This is a genomic window from Gimesia aquarii (assembly GCF_007748175.1).
Lineage (GTDB): Bacteria > Planctomycetota > Planctomycetia > Planctomycetales > Planctomycetaceae > Gimesia > Gimesia aquarii_A.
Map to the genome: position 1 here is coordinate 3,823,696 of NZ_CP037422.1, position 16,563 is coordinate 3,840,258.

Sequence of the window (16,563 nt, forward strand, 5' to 3'; positions counted from 1 at the left end):
TGCATGTCAGTTTTAGAGGCGCGTTTGGTGCGCGGTGTTGTTGCCGTTTTGATTTGGGGGGGCTTTGGGGTCTGTCCGCGCGTCGGTTTGGCTGAGTCCAAAATGGATCAAACGCTGGCGACACAGAAGGCGGATGCGGAGCAGTTTTTCAGCAAACAGATCAAGCCCTTCATCAAAAAATATTGCATCGACTGTCATCAGAACAGGCGGCCCACCGAGGCAGGGCTCAGTTTTGATCCGGCGCTGCGGACTCCCGGTCATGCCGCCTTCAGTGAGAAGTGGAAGAAGTCGGCGGCTCGGGTGAAAACACATGATATGCCACCCGAGGGTTTGGATCAGCCGACTGATGAAGAACGTCAGCGGTTTTCAGAATGGATGGAGAAGGTCAAATATCTTAGCCCCAAAGATCCAGGGGCATTCGTCATTCGGCGGCTCACCAAAACGGAATATGGCAACACGCTGCATGATTTATTGGGTGTCGATCCTGATGTTGTCGCCAGTTTGCCGGATGAAGTCAGCGGCGAAGGCTATCTCAATTCACTCTCGCCGCTGCAGCTCGAGCAGTATCTGGCGATTTCTGAAAACGTGTTGAATCAGATCCTGGCACCGGAGGGGAAACCGCCTACGAAAATTCAAAAGCAACTCTTTGGCGAACCACTGACTTCCGAGACCGATGATAACGCAACCGCTGGCAAGGTGGCACGGTCACTGGCGCGGAAGGCCTACCGCCGTCCCCCGTCTGCTGCGGAAGTGGAGGTCCTGCTCAAGGTTTTTGACCTGGGACAACAGAACAATCTCAGCTATTACGCCTCATGTCGGCTGATGCTCAAAGCGATCCTGGTATCGCCGCAGTTCCTATTTATCACGCCGGCCAAGGAGGTCGAGACGGAAAAGGGAATTCTGCCCCTCGATGATTTTCAGCTCGCCTCGCGTCTCTCTTATCTGTTGTGGGCTACCATGCCCGATGCGGAGCTGATGGCGCTGGCGGATCAGGGAAAACTGCATGAGCTGCCGATCCTGAAAGATCAGGTCAGGCGGATGCTGAAAGATCCGCGCTCGCGGGCTCTGTTTGACGGCTTTGGTGCGCAGTGGCTCAAGTTGGGAGATTTGCAGACGCGCACCTTTGACCCTGAAAAATTCCCGCAGATGACTACCGCCATGCGAACGGCGATGTACGATGAAGCCCGCCTCTTTTTCGAAAGTATCGTCCGCGAGAACCACAGCGTTGCGAATTTTATCGACGGCGATTTTACCTTTCTCAATGAAAAGCTGGCGTCGATCTACGGCCTGGAAAAAACGGTCACCGGCCCCGAGATGCGCAAGGTCAAACTGACCAACGGCAATCGCGGCGGAATTCTGGGAATGCCCGGCGTACTCGCGGCGACTTCGTTCCCCAACCGCACCAGTCCCGTTAATCGGGGTGTCTGGGTGCTGGAACAGGTCCTTGGGGATCATGTGCCCGCCGCGCCACCCAATGTGCCGTCGCTGGAGAAACAGGATCAAAAACAGATCGCTAATCTGACGCTCCGCGAACGGACCGAACTGCATCGCTCCGAAGCCGTCTGTGCCAATTGCCATCGTCTGCTCGACCCGATCGGATTCGGCCTGGAGAACTTCGACGCCATCGGACGCTGGCGCGATCAGGACGAGAACGGTCAGGCCATCGATGCTTCGGGCGAACTCCCCGGCGGCAAGAACTTTTCCAACCCCAAAGAACTAAAAGCCATTATCGCCGGGCACAACGCTAAGTTTGCTCGCAATCTGGTCGAGCGACTGTTAGCCTATGCATTATGTCGACGCCTGGAAGGATATGACGAAATTGTGATGGATGAACTGATGCAGAAGATCGCGAAGGACGACTACCGTATGCAGACGCTGATTATTGAGGTCGTCACCAGTTATCCATTCACGCATCGGCGCATTGAGTGAGAGGCGAACCGAATTCCCGATGATTTGTACGGCGGAATGACAGTCCTTCGTTCAACAAACCCGTTTTCCTCGACAACCCACCAGAGGGCCTTCCCATGAGCAATTTTAAAACCATTGATCGTCGCACCTGTCTGAAAGGGATGGGGGCAGCCCTGGCGCTGCCTCTGTTGGATGTGATGGGCTGGGCCGAAGCGAGCGAGAAAAAAACATTCAAGCCGCCAGTTCGACTCGGGTTCATGTACATGCCGCATGGTGTGATTATGGATCAGTTCTGGCCCAACGATGCCAAGAGCTTTCTGACCTCGCCGCCCCCTGCCCTGGAATCGCTGCGCCCGGTGATCGACCAATGCCTCTTGATGAAGGGGATCGCCGGCGTGTCTAACGGTCCGTTTCGCGGTGCACCGCACGCGCTCGAACTTTCAACGTGGCTCACCGCGGCCCTGCCCGATCCGGATAAGCGGGACGAGATCAGCATCTCCATCTCCGCCGACCAGATTGCCGCGAATTCCATGGGTGCCTTCACTGCCCTGCCCTCACTGGAACTGGCCACGATGCCGCAGACGTGGAAGGAAAATCAGGCGGGGCTGAATGAAGCCTACTATTCGCACTGCAGCTTCCGCTCGCCGACCCAGGCGGTTCCTGCCGAGACCAATCCTCGTAACGTGTTGAATCGGCTGTTCAACAAAAAGGAACAAGGGGGCGGACCTGCCTCAGCGGGAGTCAACAGCCTGGATCGCAGCATGCTGGATCTGGTGATCGGTGGCGCCCGCGATCTACGTCGTACGCTGTCACAAACCGACCAGAAGAAGCTGGACCAATATCTGGACAGCGTGCGTTCGGTGGAACGACGAATCGCCGCGATTGAGATGCGACAGAAAGAAGCGGCCCTCGAGAAAGCAGGCATCCGCCCGAGTCGCAGTCACAAGACTGACTCTCCTCCGATCGAGATTAAAATCCCTGAGGGAGACAAACGGAGCAAGTACATGCAGGTGATGTGTGACCTCAATGTGCTGGCTTTCCAGACCGATACGACTCGCGTCTGCACCTACATCGGTTCGACGCCGAACGGCGTTTCGTATCCGGAACTTGGTTTCCGAGACCAGCACCATTCGCAGACGCACCACAACGGCGAGAAGAAGAAGGTCGACAAAGTCGCCGCGATCACGAAATTCAATATCGACCAGTTCGCGTATATGGTCAACAAAATGCACAGTTTGAAAGAAGGGGACGGCACCCTGCTCGACAACTGCATCATGATGTGGGGCTCGGGACTGGAAGATGGTGACCGACACACCCGCGCCAACCTGCCCTTCATCCTCGCCGGAAGCGGCGGCGGTGCCATCAACACAGGACGCTTCCTGCCTGATGTCAAAGGCAACCAGGGTGATCTGTTGACGACATTACTGACGTGTACCGGAATTCCACTCGACCGCCCCGTTGGAATCGCCACGAAACAGATCACAGCTATCTCCGCCAACTCCTGAAATAGTTATGGCAATAGAGTGGAACCTTCACATGGTGTGGACTGGCATCATGCAACTACCTCTATAATTGCCCCATGTCTGATGTGTCTGATTTCGTGTCTGATCTTTACGATTTTCGAACAAAATTCAAAAAAATGCAGTTCGAGTAAACCTCTCATATAAATTGTTTTACGACGATAATTTATTTTGAAAACTGCCTTCCCGCCGCCTCCACTCAAACAGCCCCTTGCGGCAATTCGCAAGTGGCTGTTTTTGTTTGGTTTGCGAGTTCCATGGCGGGACATGATTTTGTGCCACCCTCTTCAATGGTCGGATAAAGATGAGGCTTCGGATCGGATAAGGGTTGCATTCTGGCCAGCTTGGGAACGCACAGCTTTCGAGTGACCTTCCGTTGGATGTTCAGGAGGTAGCCGCCGCTTAACTGGTCCGGGTAGTCGAGTGACAGTAACTCTGACTCCCTCAAGGCCGTGTGGAGCAGCAGAAGGAACATAGCCTGATCTCGATACGGTCGCTGAGAAGCACGAGTCTTCAGGTGAACCAACTGCTCAACAGCAGACCGCAGGAGATTCACTTGGATGTCTTCAAGGTCGCGCCATTCTGGATCATCGTCGTCAATCGGCCTGACCGATTCACATGGGTTCCCGACCAGAAAGGGGCGTTGCCGGTGAATCCACTGTGCGGAGTGCTTCAACGTTGCCAGAACTCGATTGAAGGTGGACGCTGCCAGTCCTCGCTTCTTTCTCAGGTGTCACACAAATGCCTCTGTAAGCGATTTGGTCCACTGGTCAGGGTGATCGGTCCCCGCAGCGTCCAAGAGGTATTCGACGAACTTCTGGAGATCGCCCTTATTAGCGTGGAATGTGTCCGTTTCTGGCGTACCAACTTCGAGGCCCATGTAAATCTCGAACCAAGCAACCAAGCTGTCGCGGCTCTTTGACGGCAGGAGAGCATCGGCACTGCTTTCGACAGGGTTCAAGATCACCAGCGACGATCCGTTCTTCATCGATTTTGCCATCTCTTCTAGCTCCAGAAATCTTATTCCATGTAAAATGTGGCGACTCATAGCAGGGCAAATGCCCTGAATAGGCTTGCTTTCCCCTCCTTTACATGAGATAAGATATGTTATTTCATTGAAACATTGAAACATTCAACCAAGATCGACGTGAAACTTGGACTGACTGAAGATTCATATGAGTGACACCAACAGTAGGGTTCAATCTCTCGATATCCTTCGCGCGATCGCCGTGATCCTTGTGCTGGGTCGACACATGCCGGGATGTCCCGAAGACACCCCGCTTCTACTCAGAAATGGAATGGGGTTGTGGGCACGTTCCGGTTGGATCGGAGTAGACTTGTTCTTTGTTCTGAGTGGCTTTCTTGTGTCAGGATTGTTGTTTCGTGAATTCAATAGACATGGAAACGTGCGAATCGGAAGGTTTTTGGCACGTCGCGGACTGAAAATCTACCCTGCGTTTTACGTCATGTTGAGTACCACACTGGCTATAGTACTGTGGCGAAATGGTGGTATCTCCCTCAGCAGATATGTAAGTGAGTGCCTTTTCCTTCAAAGTTACTTTCCTGGGGTTTGGAACCATACTTGGACCCTTGCCATCGAAGAGCATTTCTACTTATTGCTGGCCTTGGTCGTGGCCTTTTTGGTGACGAGAGGTAAGCGTTCAGGTTCCCCGTTTGCGTCACTTCCATGGTTGTTCTATTGCGTTGCGGCCGCGGTGCTCCTGCTAAGGTGCATGACATCTTTTAGCTCGACGTATTCACACACGACACATCTATTTCCGACACACCTTCGGATTGATTCACTGTTCTTCGGTGTCTTTCTGTCCTATCTGTACTGCTTTCACTTGGATCGTATCGAACCATTCACACGGCAATTCAGGTTTCACATTATCGCAATCTCTTTGCTACTACTATCACCTGTCCTGTTCTTACCTCTTGGAAGTACACCTTGGCTTCCAGCATTCGGTCTCACATTACTCTATTTGGGTTTCGGTGGGATTGTCATTTCAACCGTTGACTGGAGGCCAAACTGCCCGCGCCCTTTCAGAATTGTTGGTGGTCTCCTTGCCGCAATAGGCTTCTACTCTTACTCGATCTATCTATGGCACATGCCCGTAAACGTATGGGGGAGCGGCGCAATCCGAATCGCAACAGGCGTCCAAATTGGATACTGGTCTAATCTCTTCGTCTACATGATCGGAAGTCTTATTGTTGGCGTGTTAATGGCAAAGTTGATTGAAATGCCGGTTCTAAGGATTCGAGATCGTTATTTTCCTTCCAGATCGCAAAAGCAAGTTGCATCGACGAAAATGCAAGTCGAGCAGAAAGAACTTTCAGGAGTAACGGCCAGCCCTGCGATTGAAGCGGAGACACAATAGTGCCTTAGTCGTGGGTCGGATAGTGGCGGCGACTTTTGGCTCACTTGCAATCGGTCGTGTTGGCCTAAAAACTTCTGTGGCATGTAGATGAGGCTGGCTCAACAGTCTCACGAGACGATGAAAGTCAACAGTCCCGCTGCCTCCATAAAGGCACCGTCATTGACTGGCAGTGCCTTTTTCTATCAAGCATTGCCAGAAGGTGAATCCTCATTGTCACTTGTGTGATCGTCGTTTTCGCATTTTGAATGATATTCACTGCCCTCGGGCATCTTCACGAGATCGAAGACCAAGAGTACGAGTAAGTTCTACGACTGGTTGCTAATATTCAAAACACTCATTGAAGGATGGTTGAAGCTTGTCTTAAAGACTTGAAATGATAAAGATGAATTCTCTCAACTTTCTTGATTTTCATTCCAGCCAAAGATGATTTGACTCGGTAAACACGACATTGTTAAAGTTTGAAACCTTGCTTCACTTTAGAAATGACTGAATCCAGCAGGAAATAACATACTTTGACATTTGAAAGATTGGAATTCCTCCCTGATTTAGAGTACTGAAAACGCTCCTCAGAAACTGCCGTGCTGTTTGTCATTTCGTAGTCTAAGAGTCTTATCGCCTGGATACGATCTCATCACATTCTTCTTGACATGTCTATATCTGAGGCCTATCTTAAAGAGAATAAACATATTCACACATTCAGGAAACCGCTCATGCCTCGCCGAGGATTTACGCTAATCGAACTGCTCGTCTCAATGGCAATTATCGGCATTTTGGTGGCGTTACTTCTTCCGGCAGTACAACAATCTCGTGAAGCTGCCCGACGCACCCATTGCCAAAACAACCTCAAACAAATCGCACTCGCCACGGTTCAGTTTCACGATAACATTGGGTGCTTCCCTCCGGGACGAATCATGCCCAGACCAGGTGATCCGCAGGAATTATCTTGTGGTCGCGATACCCCCAGTTGGCTCATACGAATTCTCCCCTATCTTGAGCAGGGAAACTTTGCAGACGATTGGGATACGCGAGAAAATTTTGAAGATCATGCCGAAGAAGTTCGCACCATGGCGATTCCCACGTATCTCTGTCCCTCCCGCAGGTCTGCTCCCACCGCAAAGGTTCCCACTGTCACGGTCGAATTCACAGCTTCTTGCGGCTGTTCAGGGCCGCAAACATTTTTCAGTGGTGCAACCGGAGACTACGGCGGCAACCATGGTGACCTTTCTCCGGGTGCCATTGGGTTCACTTCGGATTTCTATTGGGGTGGAAATGGAAACGGCATTATCATCAGCAGCCGTCCCCTCTGTGTAGCAGGTCAACCACGGGACTGGATTGATAAAATTCGCTATCGGGACATCACGGATGGGACAAGTAATACGATTCTCGCAGGCGAAATGCACGTCAACGCTCAAAAAATTAACCAACCGCCTGATGATGGCGCAATTTATAGCGGATGGCATTTCAGTTTCAGCACACGCATTGGAGGTGTCCACGTTCCACTAGCTCCAAATATGGATTATGTCGATACCAGACTTTACAGCTTCGGAAGCTGGCACCCAGGTATCTGTCAATTTGCGTTCGCAGATGGCAGCGTCCACGCCCTGTCCACATCCATAGATGTAGAAGTTCTCGGCCACCTTTGCGTTCGAAATGATGGTGAAGTCACAAGCGGCTTTTGAGCGGGACTCATGCGAAGTCGCTAATACCTAAAAAAATACAACGGCTACCGACCTTTCAGGCCAGCCTCCGTTGAGATCACAAATTCAGACTCAAAGACTCAAGCGTTCTAACTAATGCGGCAACGCGAGGCATTCTCTGGAACTTCTGTTAGCGGAATAACGAGATCGCTCGATAATTGAAAACCTACACCTGTGCTAGTATTTGATATTGCAGATTGAGCATATCAAACCGCCGTTTCCTGGATTCCTGCGGGTGCAGATTCGGTTCCCAACTCATATAGCAGAGCAAGAGTCTGACACGGATTTCGACATCCTTCCCGCGAAATCCCATGCGACGAAAGATGCTGCCAATGAACTCGATTCTCGACTGGTAGGCTGCGGTGACGACCTTTTTCACCATCGCGTCTTGTTCAGACCAGACCCGCATTGCCAACTCAGATCCATCCCTTATGTCGCTCGATACTCAGTCATCGAAAATAGTACATCCAAGTCACCATCGAACTGTCCGATCTCGGATAGCGTTTTTCATTCATTTTCGATTCAAAACTATACGAAATACGCCGAGATTGTTAATCGGATAATTCACCCTGAAGTGTAAGCATTTTCGGGAATGCCATACAATCTTGAAAGAGTCATCAAAAAAACAGGTCATCTTACGAATCGAACTCATAAGATGACCTAAAGTACTTCTATCATTTCTTAAGTTGTTAATTGAAACAATTCTTGTGGAGGTTCTGCTTCGATTAGCTTAAGATCGAATTTCTCCTGCAGAATTTTAAAAACATTGGGAGTGATAAATGCTGGTGGCTCGGGACCAATCCGAATCCCCTTCACTCCGAGATGCAGAAGGGTCAGTAGAACTGCAACCGCCTTTTGCTCAAACCAGGAAATCACAAGAGTTAACGGAAGATCATTCACACTGCAGTCAAATGAATCGGCCAATGCGGACGCCACTTTAATGGCTCCATAGGCATCGTTACATTGTCCCATATCAAGTAGTCGTGGCAAACCTGCCACAGTTCCGTAGTCGTAATCACGGATACGGAACTTCCCACAGCCTAAAGTCAAAATAACCGATTCTTGTGGTGCCTGTTGCGCGACTTGGGTGAAGTAGTTTCGTCCGGTTTCCGCACCATCGCAACCACCAATGAGATAGAAGTGTTTGATATCACCCGATTTGACCGCATCGACGATCTGATCGGCGACCCCCAGAATGACTCCATGATAAAATCCAATCGTCGACTCGCCGGTCTGTTGTTCAACCAGTGGCTGACACTCACGGGCTTTCTCGATGACGGGAGTGAAGTCATTGTCCTTCAATCGAGTCCCTCCCGGAACTGCCGTAATTCGAGTTGTAAATAAACGATCGGCGTAAGATTCCCAGGGAATCAATACACAGTTCGTCGTAGCCACTACCGGACCGGAAAACTGGGTGAACTCCAATTGTTGATTCTGCCACGCGGTCCCGAAATGTCCCGCCAAATGAGGATGCTTTTTGAGCTCGGGGTAACTATGCGCGGGAAGCATCTCTCCATGAGTATAGACGTTAATGCCCATGCCGGCGGTTTGTTCCAGGAGATCAGAAAGATCCAGAAGATCATGACCAGTGACAAGAATTCCGGGGCCTGCTTTAGTGCCTTCACTCACAGTGGTCGGCTCTGGTGTTCCAAATTTCTCCGCATGCCCTTCGTCCAGCATCTGCATTACGCGTAAATTCATGCGACCACATTCCATCACCAGTTCCAGCAACGATTCCAGATCAAAGTTCACATTCGTCATGGTAGCGAAGAGCGCTTCTTCAATAAACGCGCTGACTTCATCATCCGTTTTTCCCAGACGACGAGCATGGTTCGCATAAGCAGCCATCCCCTTGACCCCGTATAACAGTGTTTCCTGTAATGATTGCATATCGGGGTCTTTGCCACAGACACCAACATCTGTACAACCGGTTCCTTGGGATGTTTGTTCGCATTGATTACAAAACATAGAGACTCCGATCTTCTAAATACGGGAAAAGTGAATGACTGTTGCTACATTGATCAACAATTTAAATCCTGTGTTTTCAACGTGTTTTCTCTTGCGTAAGATAATAATCAGACCCATAATTGGATGTCAAGATCCAAATATCCTTTTATGAAAGGTAAGACAGAAATAGACATGAAACATATTGATGAGCAACTGCTGGAAACCGATCTGGCCTATCGTTTTGAATACCTCAAAGAGTTCATCGGTTTTGATGAAGCCGATGTGACAGCAATCCGTAATACGATCCCTCACTTTGCACCACGCATCAACGGTCTGGTTGATGCGACTTACGAGCGATTACTCAATTACGATGCAACCGCGCGCCACTTCGTACCACGTCAACATGGCTATGAGGGAGCAGTTCCCGAATCACTAGAGGAACTCACAGCTGAGGAGAACCAGATCAAGTTTCGAAAAGACCATCTCCAAAGATATTTTATGAAGTTACTGGGACATTCATATGACGCGAAAATGGTCCTCTATCTGGATATGGTAGGTAAGATTCATACTCCCAAAGCAGGGAATGAACAGCTCGATATTTCCCTCGTTCAGATGAACGCGTTGCTGGGTTTAATATCAGATCAATTAATCGAAATTTTTCTGGAGTTAGACATTCCAGATGACCAGAAATTCGCTGCCATCCGAGCATTTCAGAAACTGCTTTGGATACAGAATGATTTTATTTCCCGTCATTATGTCGCAATCTCACACGACTGACGTGTCTGAGATTTTTTGAGCTTCTTATCTCTACTAATGCCAAAATCCAACAGAAGCATTAATTCGTTGCTTTTGTGTGGAACAGAGAATGAATCGGTTGGCTTAATTCGATGTTCTCAACAGATTCACTGCTGCTTTTTAGATCGTACGTGAAGTTGTATGATGGGAGTACAGGGACCGGGTGCACCAACCCGAATGTCGCTCCGCCAAGTTTGCGCCACAGTGATTGCAAAAGTGCCGACAGGTATTTTTGATGTGTTAACCAACGGCACATTCACAATGCCATCCTTGCTGAGCGGAATATTGACAGGAGTTCCAAGATTGCATTTGATACCTTCTGCCAGATTTACGACCAACGGCACTTCTTTCGCATTCGATATGCCGTGAACGCGAACAGGTATCTTTGCTGTCTCGCCTTGCTTAATGGTCAGCTCTTTGATCATTGATTCCAGCCAAAGATCACGAGGTTTGGCAACGGTGGTATAGGCCTGGGGCGCAACGCGGAAAAAACCCGTATCGCTCGTGCGGAACCACGTTAATGGATACGCAACCCTTTCGATCACCTCTCCCTTATGTTTCACGCGGCCCACGACACGAAATGGAACCGTTGTTCCAATCGGCACGTCCTTTGGCGCAGTGATTGTCAGAAACACGCGATCTTGATATGGGTTGTTAGGACGTTCTTTAGTGGTACCGAGTGCGTTGGCCTGGCTTCCCTTCCAACCATCGGGCAGTCCTTCAATTGAGAGATCAATGTCGAAGTTCCGAGAACTCATCCAATCAACGCGAACTGTCAATCCTGCTGTACTGCCTGGCCCCCAAATGGGAACCGCGTCGGGAAAATGACGTAAAGCAAAACGGGGTTTCGTTCCGTAACGCTTCATTGACAAACGATAGACGGCTCGAGAGCCACTTGTTCCGTTACTGTTAGTCACGCGGACATAATAGTCCCCTGATGTCTTTGGTTGAAATACGAGCCCACTGTCGGTGGTATTAAAATCGTGGTAAGCAGCAAAACCAGGTCCGATTGAACCATCATCATCATTTTCACTTAATAGCTTCCCATCAGCACTAAAAACCTCCAAGTAGGTATCAACGGGTGATCTGATAAACCGATGGGCGAATACCTGCAAAAAGATAGATTCTTTTTCCTGCAACCGAATACGATACCAATCAGCGTCGTCTTTTGACTCAAACTGACCGTAGACCATCGCCTCCATTTCTAAATCGTTGGCCTTTGCTAGTTCATTGTTTGGCTCACTCTCAATAGATTCTGTATCATCCCCCAGGAGTACAGGAACATCCTGCCCACTGGTCGCTCCAGGTAGAGCGAGATACTGTAGAGGAAAAAAAGTACCTTCATTTGCCGAAATCAACTGTCGCGTGCCGGCGGGGACATTGGGCCCACGGAGTTCTACCTCCACTGTTTTACCCCGCTGGATACCAGGTGGAAATACGCTGGTAACGTAGGGAACTTCGCCGATGGTCAATCGGTAGACGGCTTCCGGGTACCCATTGTACGCAACGAGCTTCAGTCGCGCAGTGTAAACACCAGAGGTAGGGACCTCAAAATGGATCATCGGGTCGTAGCCCAGTTCATCAAGCGATTCCGCGATGATCACACCTTGTTCGTCAAGCAACTCCAGTGTGAAATCAGTAATTCCCCAATTGCTCCCACTCCCGTGGACGTCTATCGAATGAGCGGCCACTGCAATGACAAGTTTTTGACCTTGTTTGGCAGAGAAGCGAAAGCAGTCCATGTCAGCCTTGGGATTGATTTGCCCGTTGACGACAACTGGCAATTTTAATGATTCGGCTTTATCTAATTCGTTATTTGGTTCTTTTTCAATGTGCTCAGACAGTCTACTCACGACAAAGTGCCCAAAGTTTGTGATCCCCGATTGCTCGTTGATCACACGTACCCACCTGCGCCCGGGTGGAGCATCATTTGCTATAGTAAATTTCGCCTGGACTGTATCATTTTTGGAAATGGCTTTTAAATCACTGACTGTGATCCCTGGTGGCCCCTCGATGAGAATCTTTTGCGGTGCTGCTAATCCACCTTTTCCTTTTCGACCATGGAGTTCCACGGTGACCGTCGTTCCCTGCTGACCACCGGCGGGAAAAATCGAATCCAATCGACATTCATAATAGTCGGGCGGCTTCAGTTCAGAAATCGCATGGGACATATAGCTCAACGACATCACTACAATCAGAGTTAACCGTAAACAAAGAGCAACGCGTCTGCGTGAGGAGATTATACCGATACGTTCATGTTGAACTGTGGATTTGCTTTGGCCCATCAAGCTATGACCCCCTTAATCGGTTTGCCGCCATTATTCAGAAAGACAGGACGACCATCTTCAGTGTGATATTCTTTGCTGCCGTCGATTCCAAGAATACGGAAAATCGTCGCGGCGTAGTCAAGTGTGTCATTGGTTTGTCCCACAACATGTTCACAGCGAGAGTTTGTACGGCCTATAACCGAACCCATGGCAGTACCTGCCCCACTCAAACCGACGACGTTGCAGGGAGCATAATGATCGCGGCCTGCGGCCCCGTTGACTTTCGGAGTCCGTCCAAATTCACCCGCGCAGATCACCAATGTGGAATCAAGTAAACCGCGTGTTTCCAGATCTTCCAGTAAAGCCGACCACGCCTGGTCGAGGGTCGGCAACAGAGGCGACTTAAGCTCAATAAAGTTCTTGTCATGCGTATCCCAGCCATCCAAGTTAACGGTAACAAAGCGGACGCCCGATTCGATAAGCCGTCGAGCTAGTAGCGCCCCTTGCCCACCGCGCGTTCTGCCATAACGATCGCGCAATTTTGCAGGTTCCTCATCTAATTTAAATGCTTTTTTGGCTGCAGACGAAGTGATGAGGTCAAATGCCTGGCGATAGAATTCTCCCTTTTCAGCAACTGCTCCTGAAAGTTCTTTCTGTCGCTGCCAGGTATCAAGCCGTTTTAACATTTGCTGACGACGCTGCATGCGTTTTTGCAAGGATTCAGCCACACTAACATCCCGAATCTGAAAGTTTTTAGCATTGGGATCAGCACGAATCCATAGTGGATCAAATGCAGAACCAAGATAGCCTGCCCCTGAATAAAGTAACTTACCTCCTAAAACAATGTTGGGAGGAATTGCCTGTTTCCAGCCTTTTTCATGTCCCACCACGGAGCCAAACGACGGAAAAACGACTACACCCGATGGTTCACCAGTGGGGTCCGGTCTTTGGGGATACCCCGTGAGCATATAATGGGTAGCCGCGGCATGATCACCGCTCATCGTGTGAGCAATTGATTTCACTAAGCAAACCTTGTCCATCACACGTGCCATGCGTGGGAGATGCTCACAAACGGGCATCTCTGGAATATTACTACTAATCTGTTGGAACTCACCCCGAAACTCAACCGGCGCTTCGGGTTTCATATCGAACGTGTCAATATTGCTCATCCCGCCATTCGTCCATAGCAGGATACAATTGATGTCCTTCTTGGCACTCCCTGTGGCGCGGGCTTCGAGTAATCGAGGAAGTGACAGGCCCAATAGTGGTAAGCTACCAACCTGCAAAAACGCGCGGCGTGAAAGCCCTTGGCAATTTCGCATCATTCGATCGATTGAAAACATAGCTGGTCCTTCCCTCAATGATTGAAAACGAATTCCGACAAATTGATTATTGTCCACACCAAATCCTGCCAGCCCTCTTTACGAGACGGCGCTTCGGCCAATAGTTCGCGAACTGCCTTGAACTCATCAGCGGTGGGCTTTCGAGAGAGCGACGCTAAATACAGTTCATCAAGAATCTCTGCATCACTCTTATTCTCTTTGAGTAACTGTCCGAGCCGACCATCGTTACTGAGAGCCTTTGAGTTCATCGCATAACCGTTGACCAGATGCAGTGCCTGGGCCAAATCAGGCTTTGAGCCGCGGGCACATTCACAGGCACTGTTTCTTAAAGGGCGACCGAAGGCCATCAGGAAGTAAGAGGAAATCTGAGGATCCGGAAGCGCGATGGCCCGTGTGCCCGGTGGCTGACCGTTGAATCTTTCGGTTGTCCCGGCAAACTGGTTAACCGCATCAAGCAATACCTCCGCCTGCATTCTCCGTGGTACACGATGAGTGAATAATCGGCCCGATTTGTCCCGTTCTGGCTTCAAATCCGAAGCTAATTGATACACGCGCGAGTTACAGATGGTGCGCAGCAAATGTTTCACATCGAACTGGTGGGCGATGAAATCTTCAGTCAGCGCGTTCATCAGTGCCGGATTCGAAGGTGGGTTCGTGGCCCGCATGTCATCGACCGGCTCAACAATTCCCCGTCCCGTCAGCCAGGCCCAATAACGATTCACAAAACTACGTGCAAAGTACGGATTTTTTGGTGAGACGATCCAGTCAGCCAGTGGTTGACGAATATCAGGCAAGTCCTGATCAGAAACCACTGGTCCTCCCAGCACGCGAGCCTCAGACGGTTTTTCTAATTTTCGTTTTGTATTCGCCTTGATCGTTGGGCGCAGACTTTTCGGGCCTCCAAACCTTACACCGATTTTCCCTGCGTCCTTGAATTGCATATGCGTGAAAAACGCCGCCAATCCGTAGTAATCTTCCTGGCCCCAGACTTCTAACGGATGATGATGGCATCGCGCACATTGCATACGAATTCCTAGAAAGACCTGTGCTGTGGTTTCTGCAAGTTCTTCCGGCTTCTGATCGATGAAGTAAAACCCGACCGGACCGTTGGAAAATAGATCGCCCTGGGCAACAATGAGCTCTCGTGCCATCTCGTCGAGAGGACGATTCTCACGTATTGAACGACGAATCCAACCACGAAATGTTTCCAGCCCTTTATCGCCCACATAACGACGATGTACACGAAGCAGATCACTCCACTTCAACGACCAATAATCGACGTACTCCGGTCGTTCGAGTAAAGCGTCGATTATTTTTTTCCGTTTATTCTTATCTGTAGACTCAATGAACGTTCGAACTTCGTCAGGCTGTGGTAGTGAACCGATCAGATCGAGATAAACCCGGCGTAAAAATTCGCTATCGGTCGCAGTAGGTGCGGGGGAAACTCCCATTCTTTGCCATTCGGCCAATACCAACTGATCAACATAATTCGAGGGAGTGAAACCAGTAATCGCTTTTGCCGGATTGTACGGAACTGTTACGTCCACTGAGGCCACTTGACCTAGAAAACGGACCGTAACCGGAGATTTTCCGCTTCGAACAGCTGCAATCTGGCCCGATGAAGACACCTCAACAATTTGTGAATCTTGACTGTCAAATAAAGCCCAACGGGTGATATCGCGATGGACACCGTCCTCCCAATCTGCCACTACTTTGAGGGAACGACTTTGCCCAGGCGCCAGAACCAGGGAGGCAGGTTCCACCGTCAATTTGATAACTCGTGGATCATCGGATTTCGCTGGTGACATCCCTTGCTTGATGTATTCACCCAGGACTTGAAAACTCTCGGAATCTTTTTTGATGAGTGCTCCACCACCATGCGGGACACTGCCTGTAGCTTTACGAAGAAGAAGACTTCGATCAGCGGCTGTGGGTGTGACTCGCCGTCCGCGCCCCGCTTGAAACAAGGCTTCAAAATCGGCCACTGTATCGTAGCCAAGCAGAGACAACGACATTCCGCCGCGCCCCTGAAACGAACCATGACAGGCACCGGCATTGCAACCAGCCTTTGTTAAAACCGGTACAACGTCGCGGCTAAAACTTAAAGTTTGCTGGCCTTCCTTCTTTACTGTTTCTATTTTTTCTGCACCAACTGCAATCGAGCCCCATGATGCAAAAGAAAGTAATAGCAACCAGCTGAAAATGGAGTGCCATTGAATTGAGCCCAAGTTCCGATAATTAGATCGATAATTCAAAGCTGTAGAAAAGCAAAAAAGTGAATTAATCCTATCCACGCAACTGGCCCTCTCGAATGGAAATTGAAGGAGTTCGTTAAACTACGAAACACGATTCAACGGCTATGGAGATCTCGTTATATCATTTAAAGATGATTACTAAACAGTTGGATTGATTATTGATTGTCTTCCTTAAAGAGTGTTTGAACTGCAACCCTATGTATAAAAAAATACTTATTAGTTATTTTTCACATATGGTAGACATTAATATTAGCACTTTCTTGTAGAAAACGCGCATAAATTTGTATTATTTACGCATAACAGATCCTCAATTCTCATTTCTTCTTGTTTGAGGGCTCGATATTACCCAACACAATATGGTTATTTCGAATGTGGTTCGATAGTAGTTCACCGGCAGCTTACCAGTCTTCTTTCAGCATGGTATTGAAATTATCACGATGCTGTCGAACGGTC

At 49.5% G+C, this 16,563-nt stretch carries 12 protein-coding genes; 5 read left to right on the forward strand and 7 right to left on the reverse strand.

Annotated elements, in window-relative coordinates:
- Nucleotides 1–3 precede the first annotated feature (3 nt).
- Together V202x_RS14640 and V202x_RS14645 are read left to right on the forward strand one after the other, a co-directional pair.
- The gene (locus V202x_RS14640) at nucleotides 4–1,929 is read left to right on the forward strand and encodes a DUF1592 domain-containing protein (protein ID WP_145176231.1); all 1,926 of its coding nucleotides are present in this window, start codon (nucleotides 4–6) and stop codon (nucleotides 1,927–1,929) included.
- A gap of 95 nt (nucleotides 1,930–2,024) precedes the next feature.
- Nucleotides 2,025–3,413: a DUF1552 domain-containing protein gene (locus V202x_RS14645; protein WP_145176234.1), complete on the forward strand. Its 1,389-nt coding sequence runs from the start codon at nucleotides 2,025–2,027 to the stop codon at nucleotides 3,411–3,413.
- 214 nt (nucleotides 3,414–3,627) lie between these two features.
- On the opposite strand, the gene V202x_RS14650 is transcribed toward V202x_RS14645, so the two are convergent.
- Entirely contained in the window at nucleotides 3,628–4,104 is a 477-nt protein-coding gene (locus tag V202x_RS14650) for a site-specific integrase (RefSeq protein ID WP_145176237.1), read from the reverse strand.
- 57 nt (nucleotides 4,105–4,161) lie between these two features.
- Nucleotides 4,162–4,428 carry a hypothetical protein gene (locus V202x_RS14655; RefSeq protein ID WP_145176240.1) on the reverse strand — a complete coding sequence of 89 codons (267 nt, stop codon included), beginning with the start codon at nucleotides 4,426–4,428 and terminating at the stop codon, nucleotides 4,162–4,164.
- A gap of 175 nt (nucleotides 4,429–4,603) precedes the next feature.
- Between V202x_RS14655 and V202x_RS14660 the strand changes: the two genes are divergently transcribed.
- A complete protein-coding gene (locus tag V202x_RS14660) occupies nucleotides 4,604–5,806 on the forward strand; it encodes an acyltransferase family protein (RefSeq protein WP_145176243.1) in 1,203 nt (400 codons plus the stop codon).
- 710 nt (nucleotides 5,807–6,516) lie between these two features.
- A complete protein-coding gene (locus V202x_RS14665; RefSeq protein ID WP_145176246.1) occupies nucleotides 6,517–7,485 on the forward strand; it encodes a DUF1559 domain-containing protein in 969 nt (322 codons plus the stop codon).
- Between the two features lie 184 nt (nucleotides 7,486–7,669).
- Here V202x_RS14665 and V202x_RS14670 read toward each other — a convergent pair whose 3' ends face one another.
- On the reverse strand, nucleotides 7,670–7,912 hold the full coding sequence (locus V202x_RS14670) for a hypothetical protein (RefSeq protein ID WP_145176249.1): 243 nt from the start codon (nucleotides 7,910–7,912) through the stop codon (nucleotides 7,670–7,672).
- Nucleotides 7,913–8,184: 272 nt separating this feature from the next.
- Nucleotides 8,185–9,471 (reverse strand): hydroxylamine reductase, encoded by a 1,287-nt coding sequence (gene hcp / locus V202x_RS14675; RefSeq protein ID WP_145176252.1) that lies wholly within the window; start codon nucleotides 9,469–9,471, stop codon nucleotides 8,185–8,187.
- Nucleotides 9,472–9,642: 171 nt separating this feature from the next.
- Between hcp and V202x_RS14680 the strand changes: the two genes are divergently transcribed.
- Nucleotides 9,643–10,227, forward strand: coding sequence for a protoglobin family protein (locus V202x_RS14680; RefSeq protein WP_145176256.1), 585 nt, complete (start codon nucleotides 9,643–9,645; stop codon nucleotides 10,225–10,227).
- A 125-nt stretch (nucleotides 10,228–10,352) separates the two neighbouring features.
- On the opposite strand, the gene V202x_RS14685 is transcribed toward V202x_RS14680, so the two are convergent.
- The 3 genes from V202x_RS14685 to V202x_RS14695 are packed head-to-tail and all read right to left on the reverse strand — an operon-like array spanning nucleotide 10,353 to nucleotide 16,149.
- A complete protein-coding gene (locus tag V202x_RS14685) occupies nucleotides 10,353–12,530 on the reverse strand; it encodes a DVUA0089 family protein (protein WP_145176259.1) in 2,178 nt (725 codons plus the stop codon).
- Complete coding sequence (locus tag V202x_RS14690) at nucleotides 12,530–13,855, reverse strand: DUF1501 domain-containing protein (RefSeq protein ID WP_145176262.1); 1,326 nt, start codon at nucleotides 13,853–13,855, stop codon at nucleotides 12,530–12,532. The genes V202x_RS14685 and V202x_RS14690 overlap by 1 nt, the downstream gene beginning before the upstream one ends.
- A gap of 14 nt (nucleotides 13,856–13,869) precedes the next feature.
- Nucleotides 13,870–16,149: a DUF1549 and DUF1553 domain-containing protein gene (locus V202x_RS14695; protein WP_145176265.1), complete on the reverse strand. Its 2,280-nt coding sequence runs from the start codon at nucleotides 16,147–16,149 to the stop codon at nucleotides 13,870–13,872.
- Nucleotides 16,150–16,563 lie beyond the last annotated feature (414 nt).

Coding starts and splice junctions, on each gene's coding strand:
- V202x_RS14640 (WP_145176231.1), top strand. CDS start 4: ATGTCAGTTTTAGAGGCGCGTTTGGTGCGCGGTGTTGTTGCCGTTTTG.
- V202x_RS14645 (WP_145176234.1), top strand. CDS start 2,025: ATGAGCAATTTTAAAACCATTGATCGTCGCACCTGTCTGAAAGGGATG.
- V202x_RS14655 (WP_145176240.1), bottom strand. CDS start 4,428: ATGGCAAAATCGATGAAGAACGGATCGTCGCTGGTGATCTTGAACCCT.
- V202x_RS14660 (WP_145176243.1), top strand. CDS start 4,604: ATGAGTGACACCAACAGTAGGGTTCAATCTCTCGATATCCTTCGCGCG.
- V202x_RS14665 (WP_145176246.1), top strand. CDS start 6,517: ATGCCTCGCCGAGGATTTACGCTAATCGAACTGCTCGTCTCAATGGCA.
- V202x_RS14670 (WP_145176249.1), bottom strand. CDS start 7,912: ATGCGGGTCTGGTCTGAACAAGACGCGATGGTGAAAAAGGTCGTCACC.
- hcp (WP_145176252.1), bottom strand. CDS start 9,471: ATGTTTTGTAATCAATGCGAACAAACATCCCAAGGAACCGGTTGTACA.
- V202x_RS14680 (WP_145176256.1), top strand. CDS start 9,643: ATGAAACATATTGATGAGCAACTGCTGGAAACCGATCTGGCCTATCGT.
- V202x_RS14685 (WP_145176259.1), bottom strand. CDS start 12,530: ATGGGCCAAAGCAAATCCACAGTTCAACATGAACGTATCGGTATAATC.
- V202x_RS14690 (WP_145176262.1), bottom strand. CDS start 13,855: ATGTTTTCAATCGATCGAATGATGCGAAATTGCCAAGGGCTTTCACGC.